At 62.7% G+C, this 15,453-nt stretch carries 16 protein-coding genes; all 16 read left to right on the forward strand.

Going from position 1 to position 15,453, the window contains the following annotated elements:
* Window positions 1-238 precede the first annotated feature (238 nt).
* Window positions 239-421, forward strand: coding sequence for a hypothetical protein (locus tag FGW37_RS05245; protein ID WP_179079990.1), 183 nt, complete (start codon window positions 239-241; stop codon window positions 419-421).
* Window positions 421-843, forward strand: a complete 423-nt coding sequence (locus tag FGW37_RS05250; RefSeq protein ID WP_179079991.1) for a phage terminase small subunit — start codon at window positions 421-423, stop codon at window positions 841-843. Before FGW37_RS05245 ends, FGW37_RS05250 begins: the two co-directional genes overlap by 1 nt.
* A 14-nt stretch (window positions 844-857) precedes the next feature.
* Entirely contained in the window at window positions 858-1,130 is a 273-nt protein-coding gene (locus FGW37_RS05255; protein WP_179079992.1) for a hypothetical protein, read from the forward strand.
* A 327-nt stretch (window positions 1,131-1,457) separates the two neighbouring features.
* On the forward strand, window positions 1,458-2,435 hold the full coding sequence (locus tag FGW37_RS05260; RefSeq protein ID WP_246430278.1) for a phage terminase family protein: 978 nt from the start codon (window positions 1,458-1,460) through the stop codon (window positions 2,433-2,435).
* Between the two features lie 359 nt (window positions 2,436-2,794).
* On the forward strand, window positions 2,795-4,243 hold the full coding sequence (locus FGW37_RS05265; RefSeq protein WP_179079993.1) for a phage portal protein: 1,449 nt from the start codon (window positions 2,795-2,797) through the stop codon (window positions 4,241-4,243).
* 44 nt (window positions 4,244-4,287) lie between these two features.
* Window positions 4,288-4,821 carry a hypothetical protein gene (locus FGW37_RS05270; RefSeq protein WP_179079994.1) on the forward strand — a complete coding sequence of 178 codons (534 nt, stop codon included), beginning with the start codon at window positions 4,288-4,290 and terminating at the stop codon, window positions 4,819-4,821.
* Window positions 4,822-4,892: 71 nt separating this feature from the next.
* On the forward strand, window positions 4,893-5,993 hold the full coding sequence (locus FGW37_RS05275) for a phage major capsid protein (RefSeq protein WP_179079995.1): 1,101 nt from the start codon (window positions 4,893-4,895) through the stop codon (window positions 5,991-5,993).
* Entirely contained in the window at window positions 5,993-6,334 is a 342-nt protein-coding gene (locus tag FGW37_RS05280) for a hypothetical protein (protein ID WP_179079996.1), read from the forward strand. The genes FGW37_RS05275 and FGW37_RS05280 overlap by 1 nt, the downstream gene beginning before the upstream one ends.
* A gap of 1 nt (window position 6,335) precedes the next feature.
* The gene (locus FGW37_RS05285) at window positions 6,336-6,662 is read left to right on the forward strand and encodes a hypothetical protein (protein ID WP_179079997.1); all 327 of its coding nucleotides are present in this window, start codon (window positions 6,336-6,338) and stop codon (window positions 6,660-6,662) included.
* A 20-nt stretch (window positions 6,663-6,682) separates the two neighbouring features.
* Complete coding sequence (locus tag FGW37_RS05290; protein WP_179079998.1) at window positions 6,683-7,009, forward strand: hypothetical protein; 327 nt, start codon at window positions 6,683-6,685, stop codon at window positions 7,007-7,009.
* Window positions 7,006-7,392 carry a hypothetical protein gene (locus FGW37_RS05295; protein WP_179079999.1) on the forward strand — a complete coding sequence of 129 codons (387 nt, stop codon included), beginning with the start codon at window positions 7,006-7,008 and terminating at the stop codon, window positions 7,390-7,392. Before FGW37_RS05290 ends, FGW37_RS05295 begins: the two co-directional genes overlap by 4 nt.
* Window positions 7,393-7,452: 60 nt before the next feature.
* Complete coding sequence (locus FGW37_RS05300; protein ID WP_179080000.1) at window positions 7,453-8,367, forward strand: phage tail tube protein; 915 nt, start codon at window positions 7,453-7,455, stop codon at window positions 8,365-8,367.
* Between the two features lie 56 nt (window positions 8,368-8,423).
* Complete coding sequence (locus FGW37_RS05305; RefSeq protein ID WP_179080001.1) at window positions 8,424-8,672, forward strand: hypothetical protein; 249 nt, start codon at window positions 8,424-8,426, stop codon at window positions 8,670-8,672.
* Window positions 8,673-8,745: 73 nt separating this feature from the next.
* Entirely contained in the window at window positions 8,746-9,030 is a 285-nt protein-coding gene (locus FGW37_RS05310; RefSeq protein WP_246430279.1) for a hypothetical protein, read from the forward strand.
* A 137-nt stretch (window positions 9,031-9,167) separates the two neighbouring features.
* Complete coding sequence (locus FGW37_RS05315) at window positions 9,168-9,434, forward strand: hypothetical protein (protein WP_179080002.1); 267 nt, start codon at window positions 9,168-9,170, stop codon at window positions 9,432-9,434.
* A gap of 9 nt (window positions 9,435-9,443) precedes the next feature.
* The gene (locus tag FGW37_RS05320; RefSeq protein ID WP_179079111.1) at window positions 9,444-15,443 is read left to right on the forward strand and encodes a transglycosylase SLT domain-containing protein; all 6,000 of its coding nucleotides are present in this window, start codon (window positions 9,444-9,446) and stop codon (window positions 15,441-15,443) included.
* Window positions 15,444-15,453: the final 10 nt, after the last annotated feature.

The raw sequence follows: 15,453 nt of genomic DNA on the forward strand, positions 1-15,453 counted from the left end.
AAATTGGCACAGTGCTGGCTTTCAGAGCCGGAGATTGCGGGTTCGAGTCCCGCCGGGCGTGCTGAGTCTCCACGGCTGATCACCGTTGGCGGCTGAAGGTGAGGTAGCTCCTCACTGGGATCGCAGTGTATGGCGTGCACGCATGCCCTCTAGGGCCTAGCCGGCCCGACGTGGGCAGAGGAGCGGGTTCGAGTCCCGCCGATCCACTTGCTTCACCACTCAAACCTTCTGGAGAGACATGTCCACCGATGACCCTGACGTCATCGTGACCGATGAACACAGCCGGGGCCTCGGTACACGGAAGCGCACAAGCAAGGCTCGGGAGAAGCACAGTTGGCGCCAGCAGGCTCGTGAGGAGCTTGAGGACCTGGCCGAGATGTACAAGCTGGCGGGCGAACTTCTGAAGGGAGCTCGGCCCTGATGGCAGGACGAGGGCCGGCCCCCAACCCAAGTGCGAGGCGCCGTAACAAGCCTCCGTTTCAGCACCACATTGACCGCGGCCCACAAGTGATTCGCCCTCTGCCGGAGGAGCTGGCCGTAGAGACGCCGGCAGCGCGCCGCTTCTGGGACACCTGGTCTGCTTCCCCTCAGGCTCAGGCCTTCGAGGAAACCGACTGGGCCGAGCTGGAGATGACCGTCGTCCTGGTCGATCGCTTCCACCAGGGAGAGACGAAGCTTGCCGCGGAGATCCGACTCCGCGTCGCGAAGTGGGGCGCCACGGTCGAGGACAGGGCCAGGTTGCGTATGTCCTTCGACCAGGACCAGGACCACGGCCTGCCTCGACAGCAACCCGAGATGGACGACATGGACGAAGAGCTTCAGAAGCTCCTGAGCGGCGGATAGCGAGGTGGTACGGGATGGCCCAGACCGGCAATGCTGCGATACCTCTTCCTGTCGGCACCAAGTCGCTCGGCCCTCAGATCATCAAGTGGGCTCAGCGATACATCGTCCAGCCGGATGGCAAGGACGCCGGTCACCCTTGGCGATTCACTCGCGAGCAGATGAACTTCATCATGCGCCTGTATGCGCTCGATGATGAGGGGAGGTGGTTGTACCCCACTGCTTCCCTTCGCCGTTCGAAGGGCTGGGGTAAGTTAGACCCCACTCCTTGCGGCACTGTGCATCATTGAATTCATTGGCCCCTGTCGATTTGGCGGTTGGGACGAGTTAGGGAATCCCATCGGGATTCGCGCCCCCCTTCCTCTGGTACAGATCGCAGCGACGTCTCTGGATCAATGCGGTCAGACCATGGACATGCTCCGCGGAATGCTCGTGGAGTCCCCCGCTGAATCCGAGTATCGGATTGATATCGGCAAGGGGGTGATCCAATTTAGCGACGGACGACCGGGCAAGATTGTGCCGGTGACCGCCTCTTCGAGAGGCCTTGAGGGCGGCAGGCCCACGTTCGTCGTTATGTCACGGACGAAACACATCACTGGGTCGAATCCAACGCGGGCGTGTACGTCTGGGAAACTCTTGATCGCAATATTCGCAAGACGGCGAATGCTGGATCCCATTACGTTGAGACGACTAACAGCTTCAACCCGCTTGAGAACTCGGTAGCCCAGCGGACCTACGACGCATTCACGAGCGGGGCTGATGGCCTCCTCTATGACTGCGTTGAGCCGGACTGGGACGTCAAGATCGATGACGATGAGGATCTCGCCCGCGGTCTCAAGGCCGCATATAGCGACTCCACTTGGGTTGATATCCCTTCACTCGTCAAGGCTATTCGCGACCCACGTACAACGGTTGCGGTCGCGCTGCGCTTCTACCTGAACCGCATCAGTGAGAGCGCCGACGGATGGATGGTAAGGGCGGAGTGGGATGCATGCTTTGACGACAGCGACCCCATCGCGCCCGGTGATCAGATATCTGTCGGCTTTGATGGAAGTGTTGGCGGGCGCACTGGTGACGCGACTGGTCTTGTTGGTTGTCGCCTGCGCGATGGCAAGCTTTTCGTTTTGGGACTTTGGGAGCGACCGGACACCGCGGACGAGGCTTGGGAGGTTGACGTTCTCTCGGTCGAAGCAGCGGTCAAGCGTGCGTTCGAAACCTACGACGTCGCATGGTTCTACGGTGACCCCCCGTACTGGCAAGAGGCCCTAGGTCGCTGGGCGCTCCGCTACGGGGATAACACGGTTTTCGAGTACTGGACCAACCGGCCCACGCGAATGGTGGCGGCGGTGGAACGCTTCCGCACAGCCACCATGGTCAAGGACCTTCGACACGACGGCGACAGCGACCTCACGCGGCACGTGTGCAACGCAGTGGCGCGCGAGGTGCCTCAAGGAATTCTTATCGCCAAGTCGTCGCCCAGAAGCCGAAAGAAGATCGACTTGGCCATCTGTGCTGTGCTCGCTTACGAGGCACGAGCCGATGCCATTGCCGACGGGCGAATGACGAAGCGCCGGCGGCGCGTCATCGGCTTCTGATATTGCCTCCTCCACAGACCGGGCCGGCCCTCGTGAACACGTCCAGGGTCGGCCCGCTCGCTCTGTCCTCGTGCCAAGGAACACCGCACCTGACAGAGCCTGCGGGGGACTGCACCGCCCACGAGTAACCAATACCCCTCGCCAAGAGGGTGCGCCGAAAGGGGTTGCAAGCTCGTGCGGTCCCCCTTGTCGCCTGAACCGGCGTTGGCCGGCGAAGGCGGCCACATGCCCGCCTGACCCAAGGGAGAGGTGCGCGGCCAATGCGCGGCCAACGCGCTGTGGTTATGCCGCAGAGATCCCGGTTCGAACCCGGGGGCGGGCACTCACTTATTTCAGCTACGACCAGACCAGGGGTGCCGATGATTGTTCCACCGGGCGGCTATACCGTCATCGGCCCCCCGGAGACTCCTCTTGACTGGCTCGCTTACCTGTACGGCAAGCTCACCCAACGTCGCCCGGAACTCCTTCGGTATGCCGACTACTACGAGGGCGAGCATCAGCGCTTGGCATTCAGCCAGGCTCGCTACCGCGAGGAGTTCCGCGAGGTTTTCGAGCGCTGGCGCGACAACTTCTGTGCACTGATCATCGACTCTGCGGCGGAGCGCCTGGTCGTCGACGGCTTCCGCACTCCTGAAGGCCCCGGAACCGACGCCGATGCCCGCGAGTTCTGGCAGCGCTCTTCCATGGATGCCTTCTCAAACGCGGTGCACTTGGACGCCATGATTCAGGGCCAGGCATACGTTCTTGTATGGGCGAACGCCAAGCAGGAACCCATCATCACTCCTGTCTCTGCTGAAGAGATGGTCGTGCAGTATGCACCGGGAAGCCGCACCGATCTGGAAGCAGCAGCTCGCTTCTATCAGGATGATTGGGGACGCCAGTGGGTCACCCTGTGGACCCCCGCCTACGTCTATGAGACGAAGCTCGGGAAGACAGCTTGGGAGGACGGCACTCGCCGGCCCAACCCACTCAAGACGGTTCCTGTCGTGCCCTTCAACAATCGCGCGCGGCTGGTCGGCCATCCGTACTCGGACCTTTCCAACGTGATCCCGCTTCAAGACGCGATCAACAAGACGGCCAGCGATGCTTTGACAGCATCTGAGTTCGCCGCCTTCCCCCAGCGTTACGTAACCGGCCTGGAAATCCAGGAAGACGAGCACGGCAATCCTCGCGAACCCTTTCGTGTCGCCGTCGACAAGCTCCTCCAGGCCGAAGACCCTCAGGCAAGCTTCGGGAGCTTCGCAGCCGCCGACCTTGGGAACTACGTCACGCTCATCTCGATGCTTGTCCAGCACATGGCCGCCATATCGAGGACACCCCATTCGTACTTCCTCGTCAACGGAGGCGCGGGGATTTCCGGCGAAGGCCTGATGGCCGCGGAATCGGGCCTCGTCGCCAAGGTACGTGAACGCATCGTGCACTTCGGTGAGGCATGGGAGCGTGTGCTCAGGTTGTGTTTTGCCGTGCAGGGCGACCCTCGCAAGGACGCCTATTCCATGGAAACTATCTGGCGCGACCCCGAGCATCGCACCGAGTCGCAGCACATTGACGCTCTCCTCAAGCTCAAGCAGCTCTCGGTTCCTGAGGAACAGCTTTGGACTGACGCCGGTTACTCGTCCACGCAGGTCGCAAACTTCCGCGCAATGCGGAAGGAAGATGCCAAGGCCGCGGCGGAGATACAGCAGCTGGGCCCTCAGTCACTTCAGGCGACTCAACCCCCTAGCGACAAGACGGCGGCACGGCTCGCAGCGAAGGCGCCGCAAGGCAACTCGGGCAACGTCAACCGCAAGCTCAACGAAGACCAGTAGAGACCCGCTGAAACAGCGTGTCCATCCGAAATGGATTGATCACTATGACCGAGACGACGAACCCGAGCAGCCACGAGGCCGGCGAAGCCCATACCCAGTCCACTACGGCCGAGACGACTACCGATGATGCAGGCCTCAAGGCTGAGCTGGAGAAGTGGCGGGCCATGTCGCGAGAGAACGAGAAGCGATGGAAGCAGTCCACCAAGGAACTTGAGCAGCTTCGCGCTGCCCAGATGACCGACCAGGAGAAGGCCATCGCCGATGCTCGCCTCGAGGCCCGCCAGGCCGCTCTTGCCGAGGTGGGTACTTCCCTGGTTGAGGCCGAGATTCGAGCCCAGGCCGCATCGCACGGGGTGACCGCCCCCACTGACTACCTGGACCTTACGCGCTTCCTCGGCGACGACGGCCGGCCAGACACCGAACTTGTCCTCCAGTTCGTGTCCTCCCTCCCTAAGCCGGCTTCCGAACCAGCGTTCGCGCCCCTGAACGGCGCAGGCCATCACAGCCCTAGTGGCGCCGTCACCAGCATGGATCCGAACGAGCTGGCCGACCTAATCAGCGGTGGCAAGTTCATCTGATGTCTTCCTAGCAGCCCTTCGAAGGAGCCCCCTTCGGGGGGCTTTTCCATTTCCCCAACGGAGGGAGCCGTATGGCTGCTCTTACCACCCATCACTTCAATCTCGATCCCAAGCAGGTGGTCATAGCCGCGCTGGGCCTGCTCGACCGACAGCTCACACTCGGCAGCATTCCGGCCCGCTACTCCGAGCTTGCCTTTACCGGCGGCATCGGCGACGTGATCAACGTCAACCGCGAGTCGCGAGGCATTCCGGTACAGGAGGCTGGCATCTCCTCGCCGATTCAGAACACCGTCAAGGGAGACTCGAAGGTCCTGGCAGCTGCTTCGGATCGGCCGCTTCCCGCTGCTGATCGCCGGGCCCCGAACGGCTTCATCCGTGAGTCCCGGTTTCCAGTACAGCTGACGACACTCGCGGCCAACTCAACCACGCTCAGCATGGAGCAGGTGGCCTTCGACCTGCGCCAGTTCGGCGCTCAGGTCCTCACAAAGCTCACCCGCGGCTTCGCCGAGTACTTCGATGACACGACCGCTGCCTTCATCAAGGCCAACGTCACCCGCGACGGGCTCACCGCCGACGCCAAGAAGGCTATCGGTGGTGACGTGAAGGTCAGCATCCCTGCGGCTGACGGCACCGGCTCCAACATGCACGAGCGCGCCCTTGCCCTGCGGGCCGCCCTGGTGGACGCCCGCATGAATCTCAACCTTGCCAACGTGCCCACGAGCGAGCGATATCTGATCGCTGGCCCCGAGGTTGAGGCGATTCTCCTCAAGGACCCCGAATTCGTTGGTGTCGACTACAGCGGCGACGCCAATGCTCTCCGTCGGGCCATTGTGGGCCGGATCTACGGCTTCGACATCGTGATCCATAACTCCTTCGGCATGGAGATGTACCTCTTCCATAAGAGCGCACTCCTGCTCGCCTCTGCCTGCCCGGCCATCCCGATGGGCGCCGTCAACGGATCTATGCAGGACGTGAACGGCATCGCGACTCGCATGCTCATTGACTACGACTACGGCCGGAAGGCCGACACGATCGGGCTCGACACCATGTATGGCCTCGCCACGGTGAAGGAGGATCCGGACTACTCGGTTCGCAGCACCCTCATCGGCGAGCAGTTCGTACGCGGCCTCAAGGTTTCCATCGAGGAGACGAAGGCAGGCACCAAGAGCTGATGCCCTCTTTCGTCACTGTGGATGATGTTGCGGTCCGACTCGGCCGAAGCATCCCGGAGGACGAGAGGCCGCGCGTTCAAGCGTTCATCGCTGACGTCCTGGCGCTCATCCAGGACTTCTGTGGCAGCGGCTACCGCGAGACAGCCGTCATCAAGGCCCTGACGTGTGCCGAAGTGGTGCGCTGGCTCGCGATCCAGCCCGGGATTGTCTCGGAGAAGGTCGGCGACCTGGAGGTCACCTTTGGCTCGACGGCCACCGCACAGTCCCTCTCGCCGGCCTCGAAGGCGGCGCTGACGCGGTACCGCCCTGGCTTGTCCTCCATCCCTCTGACGAGGGGGTGACATGCGCCTCTTCTCGGACCCTGTCGCCATTTTCCGCGCCGACCTAGTCGAGTCTGCCTATACAAAACGGCGTCAGTGGGAGAAGCCAGCTCTCGTGTGGGCAGGGCTTGCATCCGTGCAGCCGGACCGAGCGTTCGAGGACCGCAGTCCCGCACGTGAGACCGCCCAAGAGCGCCTGATCATTTACCTCCCCATGTCCGCCGATGTCGATTCCGTAGACCGCATCACCTACGACGGCAAGGACTACGAGGTCGATGGCGACCCTGCCGAGTGGGCTCACGGCTCACTGCGTCATATCCGCGTACGAGCCTGGAGGGTCGACCACTGACTCCGAACTTCAAGTTAGTCATGCAACGCAATTGGGAACAGCCCATTCTCCGCTCTCCTCAGACGCGCGACCTTGTTACCGGCGCCACCGCGGAAATCACCGCTTACGCCATCAAGGGTGCGCCCCGTCGATCACCGACCAAAGACAACTGGAACCAGCTCAAGAAGAACATCCACGCTTACGTCGAGGTTGATACCCATGGCTGGCGCGGCAACGTGGTGACCGAAGACGAGTCACACGTTCGTCACGCCATACGCCAGGAACTGGGATGGAAGGACCGTAAGGGCCGCCGCCACCCTGGTCGGCGCTTCCTCAAGGCCGCCTTGCTGAAGGCCCGCATCGAATGAACAGAGACCCGGTCGCATTCCTGGTCAAGTACCTGCGCTCACTCAACGCCTACCCCGCGAACGCCGTGACCGGTGACCTGGTGGGGCGCGAGCCAGGACAGACGACGATCTACCTCGAACATAGCGGCGGCTTCCGCATGGTTCGGTACCGCATGGACCGAGCGGACATTGAGTACGACGTCTACCACCTGGACCGCGAGCAGGCTGCCCGCCTGGCTCACGACCTGCGCGCCCGTTTACTCGAAGAGGCTCCCGGCACCGCCGTTGATGGGGTCCTCGTTCTCGATGTAGCGGAGATCAGCTCACCTCGCTACTACCCGGATACCACGTCACGTGAGCACGTGTACGGCGGGGAGATCAGCGTCTTCTACACAGACGCCTAACGTCCCCGACTCTCGGCCCCCTGATGGGGGCCTTTTTCATGCCCTAATTCTGGAGGCCGCATGGCAGTTGACGCACACGGCAATGATGCCAATCGAATCCGCTTTGCCCCCGAGGGTGCCCTGTATTTTGCGCCCGTTCCCAAGGTAGGCCCGAAGCCCACTGCCCCCACCTCGTGTGGGGTCAAGGGAACGGCTCCAGCCGGTTACACCTCACTCGGCTACGTCGATGAGGGCGGTGTAACAATTACTCCTTCCATCGAAACAGACCCGGTGAATGTTTGGCAGTCTGCTGTGCCGGTGCTCTACAACGTCAAGTCTGCTAGCTTCAAGGTGAAGGCCACCCTTGTTGAGACCAACGTCTCCACCACGGAACTCTTCTTTGGCGCACAGTGGAAGCAGGCGTTCGAGAAGGACAAGGACGGCGTCGAGAAGCCCATCACCAACACATGGCGCCTCGACCTGTCGTCCACGCCACAGCTCCAGGAGATTTCCCTTGTCGTGGACTGGGCTCAGGGTGACGTTCAGTACAGGGCGGTAATCGAGCGGGCCATGATCAGTGATCGTGGCGCCATCCAGCTCCAGCGAAGCGAGGCGGGCAAGTACGAGCTGACCATCGATGCACTCGATGCCTCCGGCCGGCTCGGTTACATCCTGACCACGGACAACATCAAGGACGCAGTGATCGCTCCGGGCCAGCCGGCCAAGGCTGAACTGGACCAGGCGGCCGTCAGGCAGGGCGGCCAGGCCTTTGTCACCGGCGCGGCCTTCAAGTCCAACGCCTCGATCTCCGTCACCACTGGCCACCCGAAGATCGTGGCCGATGCCGGCCTGTCCGATGGCACCGGCGGCTTCCGAATCAAGCTGTCGGTCGCCGACGACTGCCCCACGGGCTCCTACGAGATCAAGACCTCCGACGGCGTCCACGAGGCCACCGCCGGCACCCTCGTGATCTCGGCCAAGACCACCGGCGCATAACGGTTTCCCACCGGAGAGCACTTCATACCTGAAGTCAGCAGAAAGGGACACAGTCCATGACAGAGATCATCCGCACCGAAATCACCGTCTCACAGGGGATCGACGAGAAGGATCCGCACACGACCGTCATCACGCCCGGCATGCCCGTCATGACGTTCGCGCCGGGCGGCGTCGTCTACCTCACGCCCCAGGAGAACGAGACCGCCCTGAAGGCCGCGGCAAAGGCGTTCGCCTCGGCTCTTCCCACGGATCGCGGCTACAACGTCGTCGCCTCCCTGGTGAGTGAGACCAAGTCCCCCATGTAATAACCCCAGTCGTTCGCACGCACGGCCCCGCCCGCCCACGGTCGGGGCTTTTTTATGCCCATTTGGAGTTCCTGTGACTGCCGCTAAGAAGCCCTCTCCTCAGACCACCGCCGCGCAGAAGGAGGCCACCGATGAGCCGACCATGTTCGAGCACGGTGGCATTGAGTACACGGTCCCCGCTCCGCTCGATATGCCTGTCGGCCTTCTGGAGGCCACCGATGAGATCGAGGCGATCCGCCTTATCCTGGGCGATGATCAGTGGACCCGCTACAAGAACACCGGCGCGACCCTTCGTGACTTCCAGGTTTTTGCCGACAAGGTTGCTCAGGCAGCCGGTAACGCCGACTCGGGAAACTGATACAGGTCGTCCGCGTTGTCCAGCAGTATCCGAACGAACTCGAAGCCGACCTTCTTGAGTACTTCGGGATTGATCTACTGGACCTTTGGCGTGGGCGGCTGTCCCTACGACGCGTCAGCGTCCTTGTCAAAGCGCTGATGGCAAAGCCCGGCCGGTCGCTGCTGCTTGCCGCACTCGATGAACCTTCGGCGTGGTCGATCACCGACCATCTCACGGCACGAATAAGTGACGCCCTTGAACTGAGCAACTTCCTCTTCATCAAGGCTAATTCGTCTGACGCTGATGACCTTGCCCCGCCGGAGCCGATCAGGAGACCCGGGCACGTCGAGCCTCCCGAGCCGAAGCCGGAATTCGCCACCGGTGAGCAGCTATCGGCATTCATGGCGAACATGAGCAATCTCTAGGCAGGTCATATGGCATCGACTCGTGGACCTATCAAGGTCGGCAGTGGATACATCGAGATCATTCCGAAGCTCAGTCAGACGGCCGTCTCGGAGTTTCGTGGCGAACTCACCAAGCAGATGCAGGCCGCTGGTGCGGCCGCCGGCCGTGAGTTCAGCCGCAGTGCTGAGGCCGGCATGGACGGGCTTCCTCGTGCGGCCGCTGCCGCTGCGAAGCGCGCCAGCTCGGCCGTTCAGCGCGAGGCCCGCGATACAGAGGCAAGCCTGAGCGCTATCGAGCGGCAGATCACCCGGGAGTACGGCGCTCAGGCCGGCGCTCGCTTCCGCGAGGCTCAGCGCCTGGAGGCTGAGAAGCGCAAGCTCCTCGAAGGCACCAGCGCCGCCACGCGAACCGCTGCTCGTCAAGTTGTGGCGGAGGAGGGTCGTGCGGCCTCGGAGTCCGCTACTCGGTGGCGTGTAGCAGAACAAGGCCGCATCGAGATGATTCGGCTGCGTGAGCGCGAGGCGATCCGTGCCGAGCGGGCCCAGGCCGCCGCGGCCGTTCAGGCCCAGCGAGAGATTCAGGCGGCCATCCGTGCCCGCGTGTTGAATGAGCTGGCAGCCCTTCAGTCCACACGCCAGTCTCTTCAGACGCAGATCCGCGAGCACCAGGCCGCTATGCGGCAGATGCAGACCTACAACGGCAGTTTCTTCAGCAACTTCCAAAGGGGCTGGAAGCGCGCTGGTGAAGACGTGCATCGCTTCGGGACGCAGGCCACCGAGACCGGCCGCCTCATCACTCACAACCTCATCGGCCCCGTAGGCCTACTGGCTGCCGGTCTCACTGCCGTTGGCGTCAAATCTGCGGATTCACTCATGCAGGCCCAATCCGGCCTTCACGGCATGGGCCTGGAGCTGAGAGATGTCAACCAGCTTCTCAAAGAGATGCAGAAGTACGCCATTCAAACTCCGTACAGCCTGCAAGACATGCAGAAGTACAGCACGCGGTATGCACGTGCTCTCGCCTCGCATGACGAGGATTTTCAGTCCTCCGACCCTGAGCGTAAGCGAAAGGGGTCAAAGCGCGTAGCCGCGAAGGCTGGCGACATCGTAGAGATGATCGGCGACCAGGCGGCCTACGGCGGCATCATGGATCCGCACATGGTGTCTCAAGGCATGTATGCCACTGAGGTCATCTTGGATATGGGCCGCACCCCCATGCGGAACATGAAGCAGCTGGAGAGGGCCACGGGCATCCCGGCCAACGAACTGGCCAGGATGTACGGGTTCAAAGACCGTCAGGTCAAGGATCCGCAGAACCCCGGAAAGACGAAGAAGCAAACAGCGTCGGCCCAAATGTACGAATTCATGGCGGACGCCAAGAACACCGGTGGCATTGAAGGCTCCGAGCTCATAGACAAGCTCCTTGAGCGTTGGGGCGACAAGAAGAACGGAATCCAGGGCTCGGCTGCACGGATGGGCAGCGCAACCATATCCGGGCGCATCCAGCAGATGAAGGAGTCCGGTCAGGTCGCCCTCGGCAAGCTCTTCTACTCGGAGAACAAGGACGGCTCGTTCGAGTACACCGGCCTCGGCAAAGCCATCATGGGTGAGCGTGGCAAGGACAGAAAGTTCGAAGGCGGCATCCTCAACGAGGCCAAGGGCATCGGTCGGACCGCCCTGAAGTTGACGCCGGAGCTCCTCGAAGAGTTCTTCAGTGTCCTGGGCACCTTCACCGACTGGATCAGGTCCACTGTTGACTTCCTCGACGAACATCCAGGGCTTCGGGATGCAGTGCTTGAAGCAGCCAAAATCGCCGCCGTCGCCGCCCCCTTCCTCATAGCCTTCGGCCTCCTCACCAAGGGAGTTGGGAAGCTCGCAAAGCTGATGAACCCGGCCATCGGGGTTGTGCAAGGCGTTGCTCAGGGTGGCCGCGGACTCATTCGCACCAGCCGTCAGGTCCTCGCCGGCCAACGCGCTCAGGCCGGAGGCGGATCCTTCCGTGACGGGTACCGCAGCAGACGGGCCGAACTGCGGGGAGGTGATGACCGCGGCCTGATACGCCGCGGCGCCGACCGCTTCATGGGCCGCAACAGTCAGCAGGTCCGCGTTCAGGCCGACACAGCCGAGCTGGAGCGTCAGCTTCGCGAGGTCAATGCTCGCATCGACGCGCTTAAGGCCAGCCTGCGCGAGGTCAACAACGTTCAGTTGCAGGATGTCAGCAATGCCATCGGCAGCGACGCCGGCCGGTCGATTAGGGCAGCTGCCCGAGACGCCGAGGGCGCACTTCGTCAGGTGCGGACGCAGGGCACCGACCCCCTCAACCGCGAGCGCCTGGAGCTGGTGACTCAGGCCGTTGAGGGATTGAAAGAACGAGCCCAGGCCGCCGAGCGGCGCATCCGTGAGGCCGCCGCAGCGGTGGAAGCGCTCAACGGCCGGACAACCGGCAGCGTCCGTCAGGAGTTCAGCTACCTCTCACAGAAGGCCGAGACCGCTGACAGTCGCGCCCGGGACGTCTACAACCGGATCACCGATCTCAATCAGCGACCGCTGAAGGCTCTTAGGCAGGAGTTCGATTGGACCGAGCCGAAGGTTCGTGAGGTCCGTCGCGCCATTCAGGAAGCCATCGATCGGATGACAACCTTGAACGGCAAACCTCTTGCTTCACTGCGGGACAAGTTCAAGGGCGGCGGCAACTCCCTCTATTCAGCCGTCGATAGCGTGAATGGCAAACTCAGCACCACGAACAGCCGACTCCGCGAAATCAACGGGGCACGAGTCGGTGACGCAACTCGCTCGGTCAACTCGCTCAAGGGCGCGCTGGAGAAGGCAGCGGAAAAGGCCGACGACCTTGATGACAACATAGGAAAGGTGAACAACGCCACTGGTCGCGGTGGTGGAGGTGTGGCGAACAAGAACCGTACCAAGAAGGCGCTCGGTGGCATACTCCCCGGCTATGCGCCGGGAGTTGACTCCATTCCCGCTCTGCTGTCTCCCGGTGAGGCGATTCTGAGACCTGAGGTCGCTCACCGCCTGGGGCCGTCTCGGATTGACGCGTGGAATGCCGCGGCGGCGCGAGGTCATCTTTCCCGTTACGCCATGGGCACTTCGGGCGCAGGCAAGCTTCCGTTCTTCAACGGATTCGCCCAGCAGCGCGAGGTTTTCGACATCTCTCAGATCGTCAGCCTCTACGGCTCTTCTGTGGGCTTCATGTCGACAGCACACGGCATCGGCGGTCGCACCGGCCGCAACGTCGCGGACTGGGGAGCGCAAGCCGGCGGCGGTTCTGCTGGCAGCGGCGCCTCTTCGAAGTTTCGGGGCATCGTTGATTGGTTCTCCAATGACATGCCGGATCTTCTCCGCCGTACGCCTACCGGCATGGGTCAGCTCATCGGCATCATTGCCGGTGCAATTGCTCCGTCCGCAGGAAAGTATTTTTGGGATGACATCTGGAAGGGAGAAGGAAACCTAGCTGAGCGGTCCGGTGACTTCCTGGGCGACATGCTCAATCCGGAATCGCTCTGGCAAATGGTCAAGGATCTCGTAACGGGCGTCTGGGACTCCGTCAAGGCCATCGTGCAGACCGCCGTCAGTACCGTCACCGATCCGAAGGGCGCTTTCCTCGAAGCGGTCGATGAGGTAAAAGAGATGGTCACCGAGCCTCTTGACCAACTCAAGGATACCTTTGCCGGCCTTCAGGAAATAGCCGGCAACCCTGGCGAATACGCGAAACAGGTATGGGACGAGTTTTACCAGCAGGCCAAGGAAGCCATGCCCAACACCAAGGGCCTCTGGGACTTCGCGGCCGGCGGTATCGTTCCTGGCTATTCCCCCGGCCGCGATGTCGTGCACGCTCGCCTGTCACCCGGGGAAGCGGTGCTGAGACCCGACGCTGTTCGGGCCCTTGGGTACCGAACGATTCTCAGCCTCAACCGCACAGCGCGAACGGGTACACCGGCCACTCGACTGGATGCTTCTGAGGGCGGCGAAGCGGCGCCGGCCAACTCATCCGTGACTCCGGTTCCGGACGCCGCGGCCGTAGAGGATGCTGCCGCTCGTATCGCGGAGGCCTTCGCCTCGATGGCTGCCGCCATCGAGGCAGCCGTACAGCGCGAGCAGGCTGCCATGTCGGCGCAGGCCCAGGCGCTCAGGTCTCACCAGTCCGCCTCTGATACCGCTTGGTCGGCTATCGCCGGCAAGGTGCGCTCTGCGATCGACGCGGAGATTCAGCCTGCACAGCAGCGCTGGGTCCAGCACCTTCAGGGCCCGCTTACACAGGCAGAGAAATCCTTTCAGTCAGCCAATTCGGCTTCCTGGTCGGACATTCAGAGCAAGGTGGCCGGGTCGACGTCGAGTGTGCTCGGATCCTTCGCCGGTCTTCGAGGCGGCCTGTCGAATCTGCGGTCCTTCTTCCAGGCCGGCGCCAGTGAGATCCGCTCGGTGTGGGAGTCGTCAATGTCCTACGTGGACTCTTCCACCAGGTCCACGATCTCCGGTCCGTACAACCGAGGCACCGTGCCCATGATGGCCGCGATGGCCAACCTGGCCGGCGCCGACCAGCCACTGAGCCCTGTGCACTTCAGCACTGGCGGCATCGTGCCCGGCTACCTGCCGGGGATAGACAAGGTGCCCGCGGTCCTCTCTCCCGGTGAAGGCATCTTGAGGCCCGAGGTCGTTCGTGCGCTCGGCCGGGACCGCATCCTCGAATGGAACGAAGCTGCCCGGCGGGGCAGAAACGTTTTTGCCCGAGGTGGCATCGTTCGCCCGCTCACCGGCTCTACCGGTGACGGCGGGGCATGGGTCCGTAAGCACCAGGACGATCCTTACAGCGGGTACTTCGAGGCGATCGCCAAGGGTTGGCCTTCCACCGTGAAGCCCGGCCTGGACGAAGTTTCATCCGCCTTCCGAGTCGCCGGCAAGCTCGAGGCCCAGTCCTTCGGGAAGGCACTGCCGTGGCTCCAGAAGTTGGGCAAGTACTGGGATGATCACCTCGGTGGCGGTGGCCGCGTTGTTGAGGTCGCGCGACGCGAGTTCACGACGGAGGCGCCGGCAGTCGGAGGCGCCAAGTACACAGGCGGCAGCTTCGAGGCCTGGTGTGCCGACTTCATCAGTTACGTGGTGGACCAGGCCGGCGCGAACGCCCAGTACGGCGGATCGCCGCACGGGGCGCCAGCGAATCGCTGGCCTGCCGTAGCGCAGTGGAACGCCGCCATGCGCCATGTGCCCGTCAGCGAGGCGCGTCCTGGTGACCTGCTGACCTACGGCGGCGACGCCCACATCAATCTGATGGTCGGGCCCGACGAGACGATCGGCGGCAACGAGTCCAACCGGCTTAAGCACACGCGCGGGTACGCCCGCGCTGCTACTGCCGCCCTCCGTCCAACAGGTGCTGTTACCGATTCGGGGCCGGCGTTCAAGCCGTGGCCTGGCAGCATCCCCAAGACGCTGTTCGACGGCGGCGGTGGCGTCGGCTCCGGTCAGCTCACGGAGTGGATCACAGCCGCGATGCGCCTTACTGGTGTATCCGGTTCCCAGTGGCTCCAGGGCCTCGTCACGCTCGTCATGCGCGAGTCCGGCGGCGACCCCCGAGCAGTAAATAACTGGGACTCCAACGCGCAGGCCGGAACTCCATCCAAGGGCTTGGGTCAGGTAATCGACCCGACGTTCCAGGCGTATCACCAGGCGGGAACGAGCTGGGACGTCTTTGACCCGATAGCGAACCTCAGTTCCGTGATCAACTATATTCGCGGCCGCTACGGCGATATATCCAACGTCCAGCAGGCAAACCCGAATTTGCCACCTAAGGGCTATTGGACGGGGACGAGAAGCGCCACGGCCGGCCTTGCACTGGTTGGCGAACGTGGGCCGGAACTGGTCAATTTCCACGGCGGTGAGCGCGTCTACAGCAACACCGAGACACGTGACCTTCTCGGAAACCGCTACGAAATCCACGTACATGAGGCAACGGCCGAAGACTCCACTCAGGCCGTGATGAGGGCCATGCAGTACCTGGAGACCATGCACGGATTCTGATCGAAAGGAG

This window comes from Streptomyces rectiverticillatus, from assembly GCF_013394065.1.
Lineage (GTDB): Bacteria > Actinomycetota > Actinomycetes > Streptomycetales > Streptomycetaceae > Streptomyces > Streptomyces rectiverticillatus.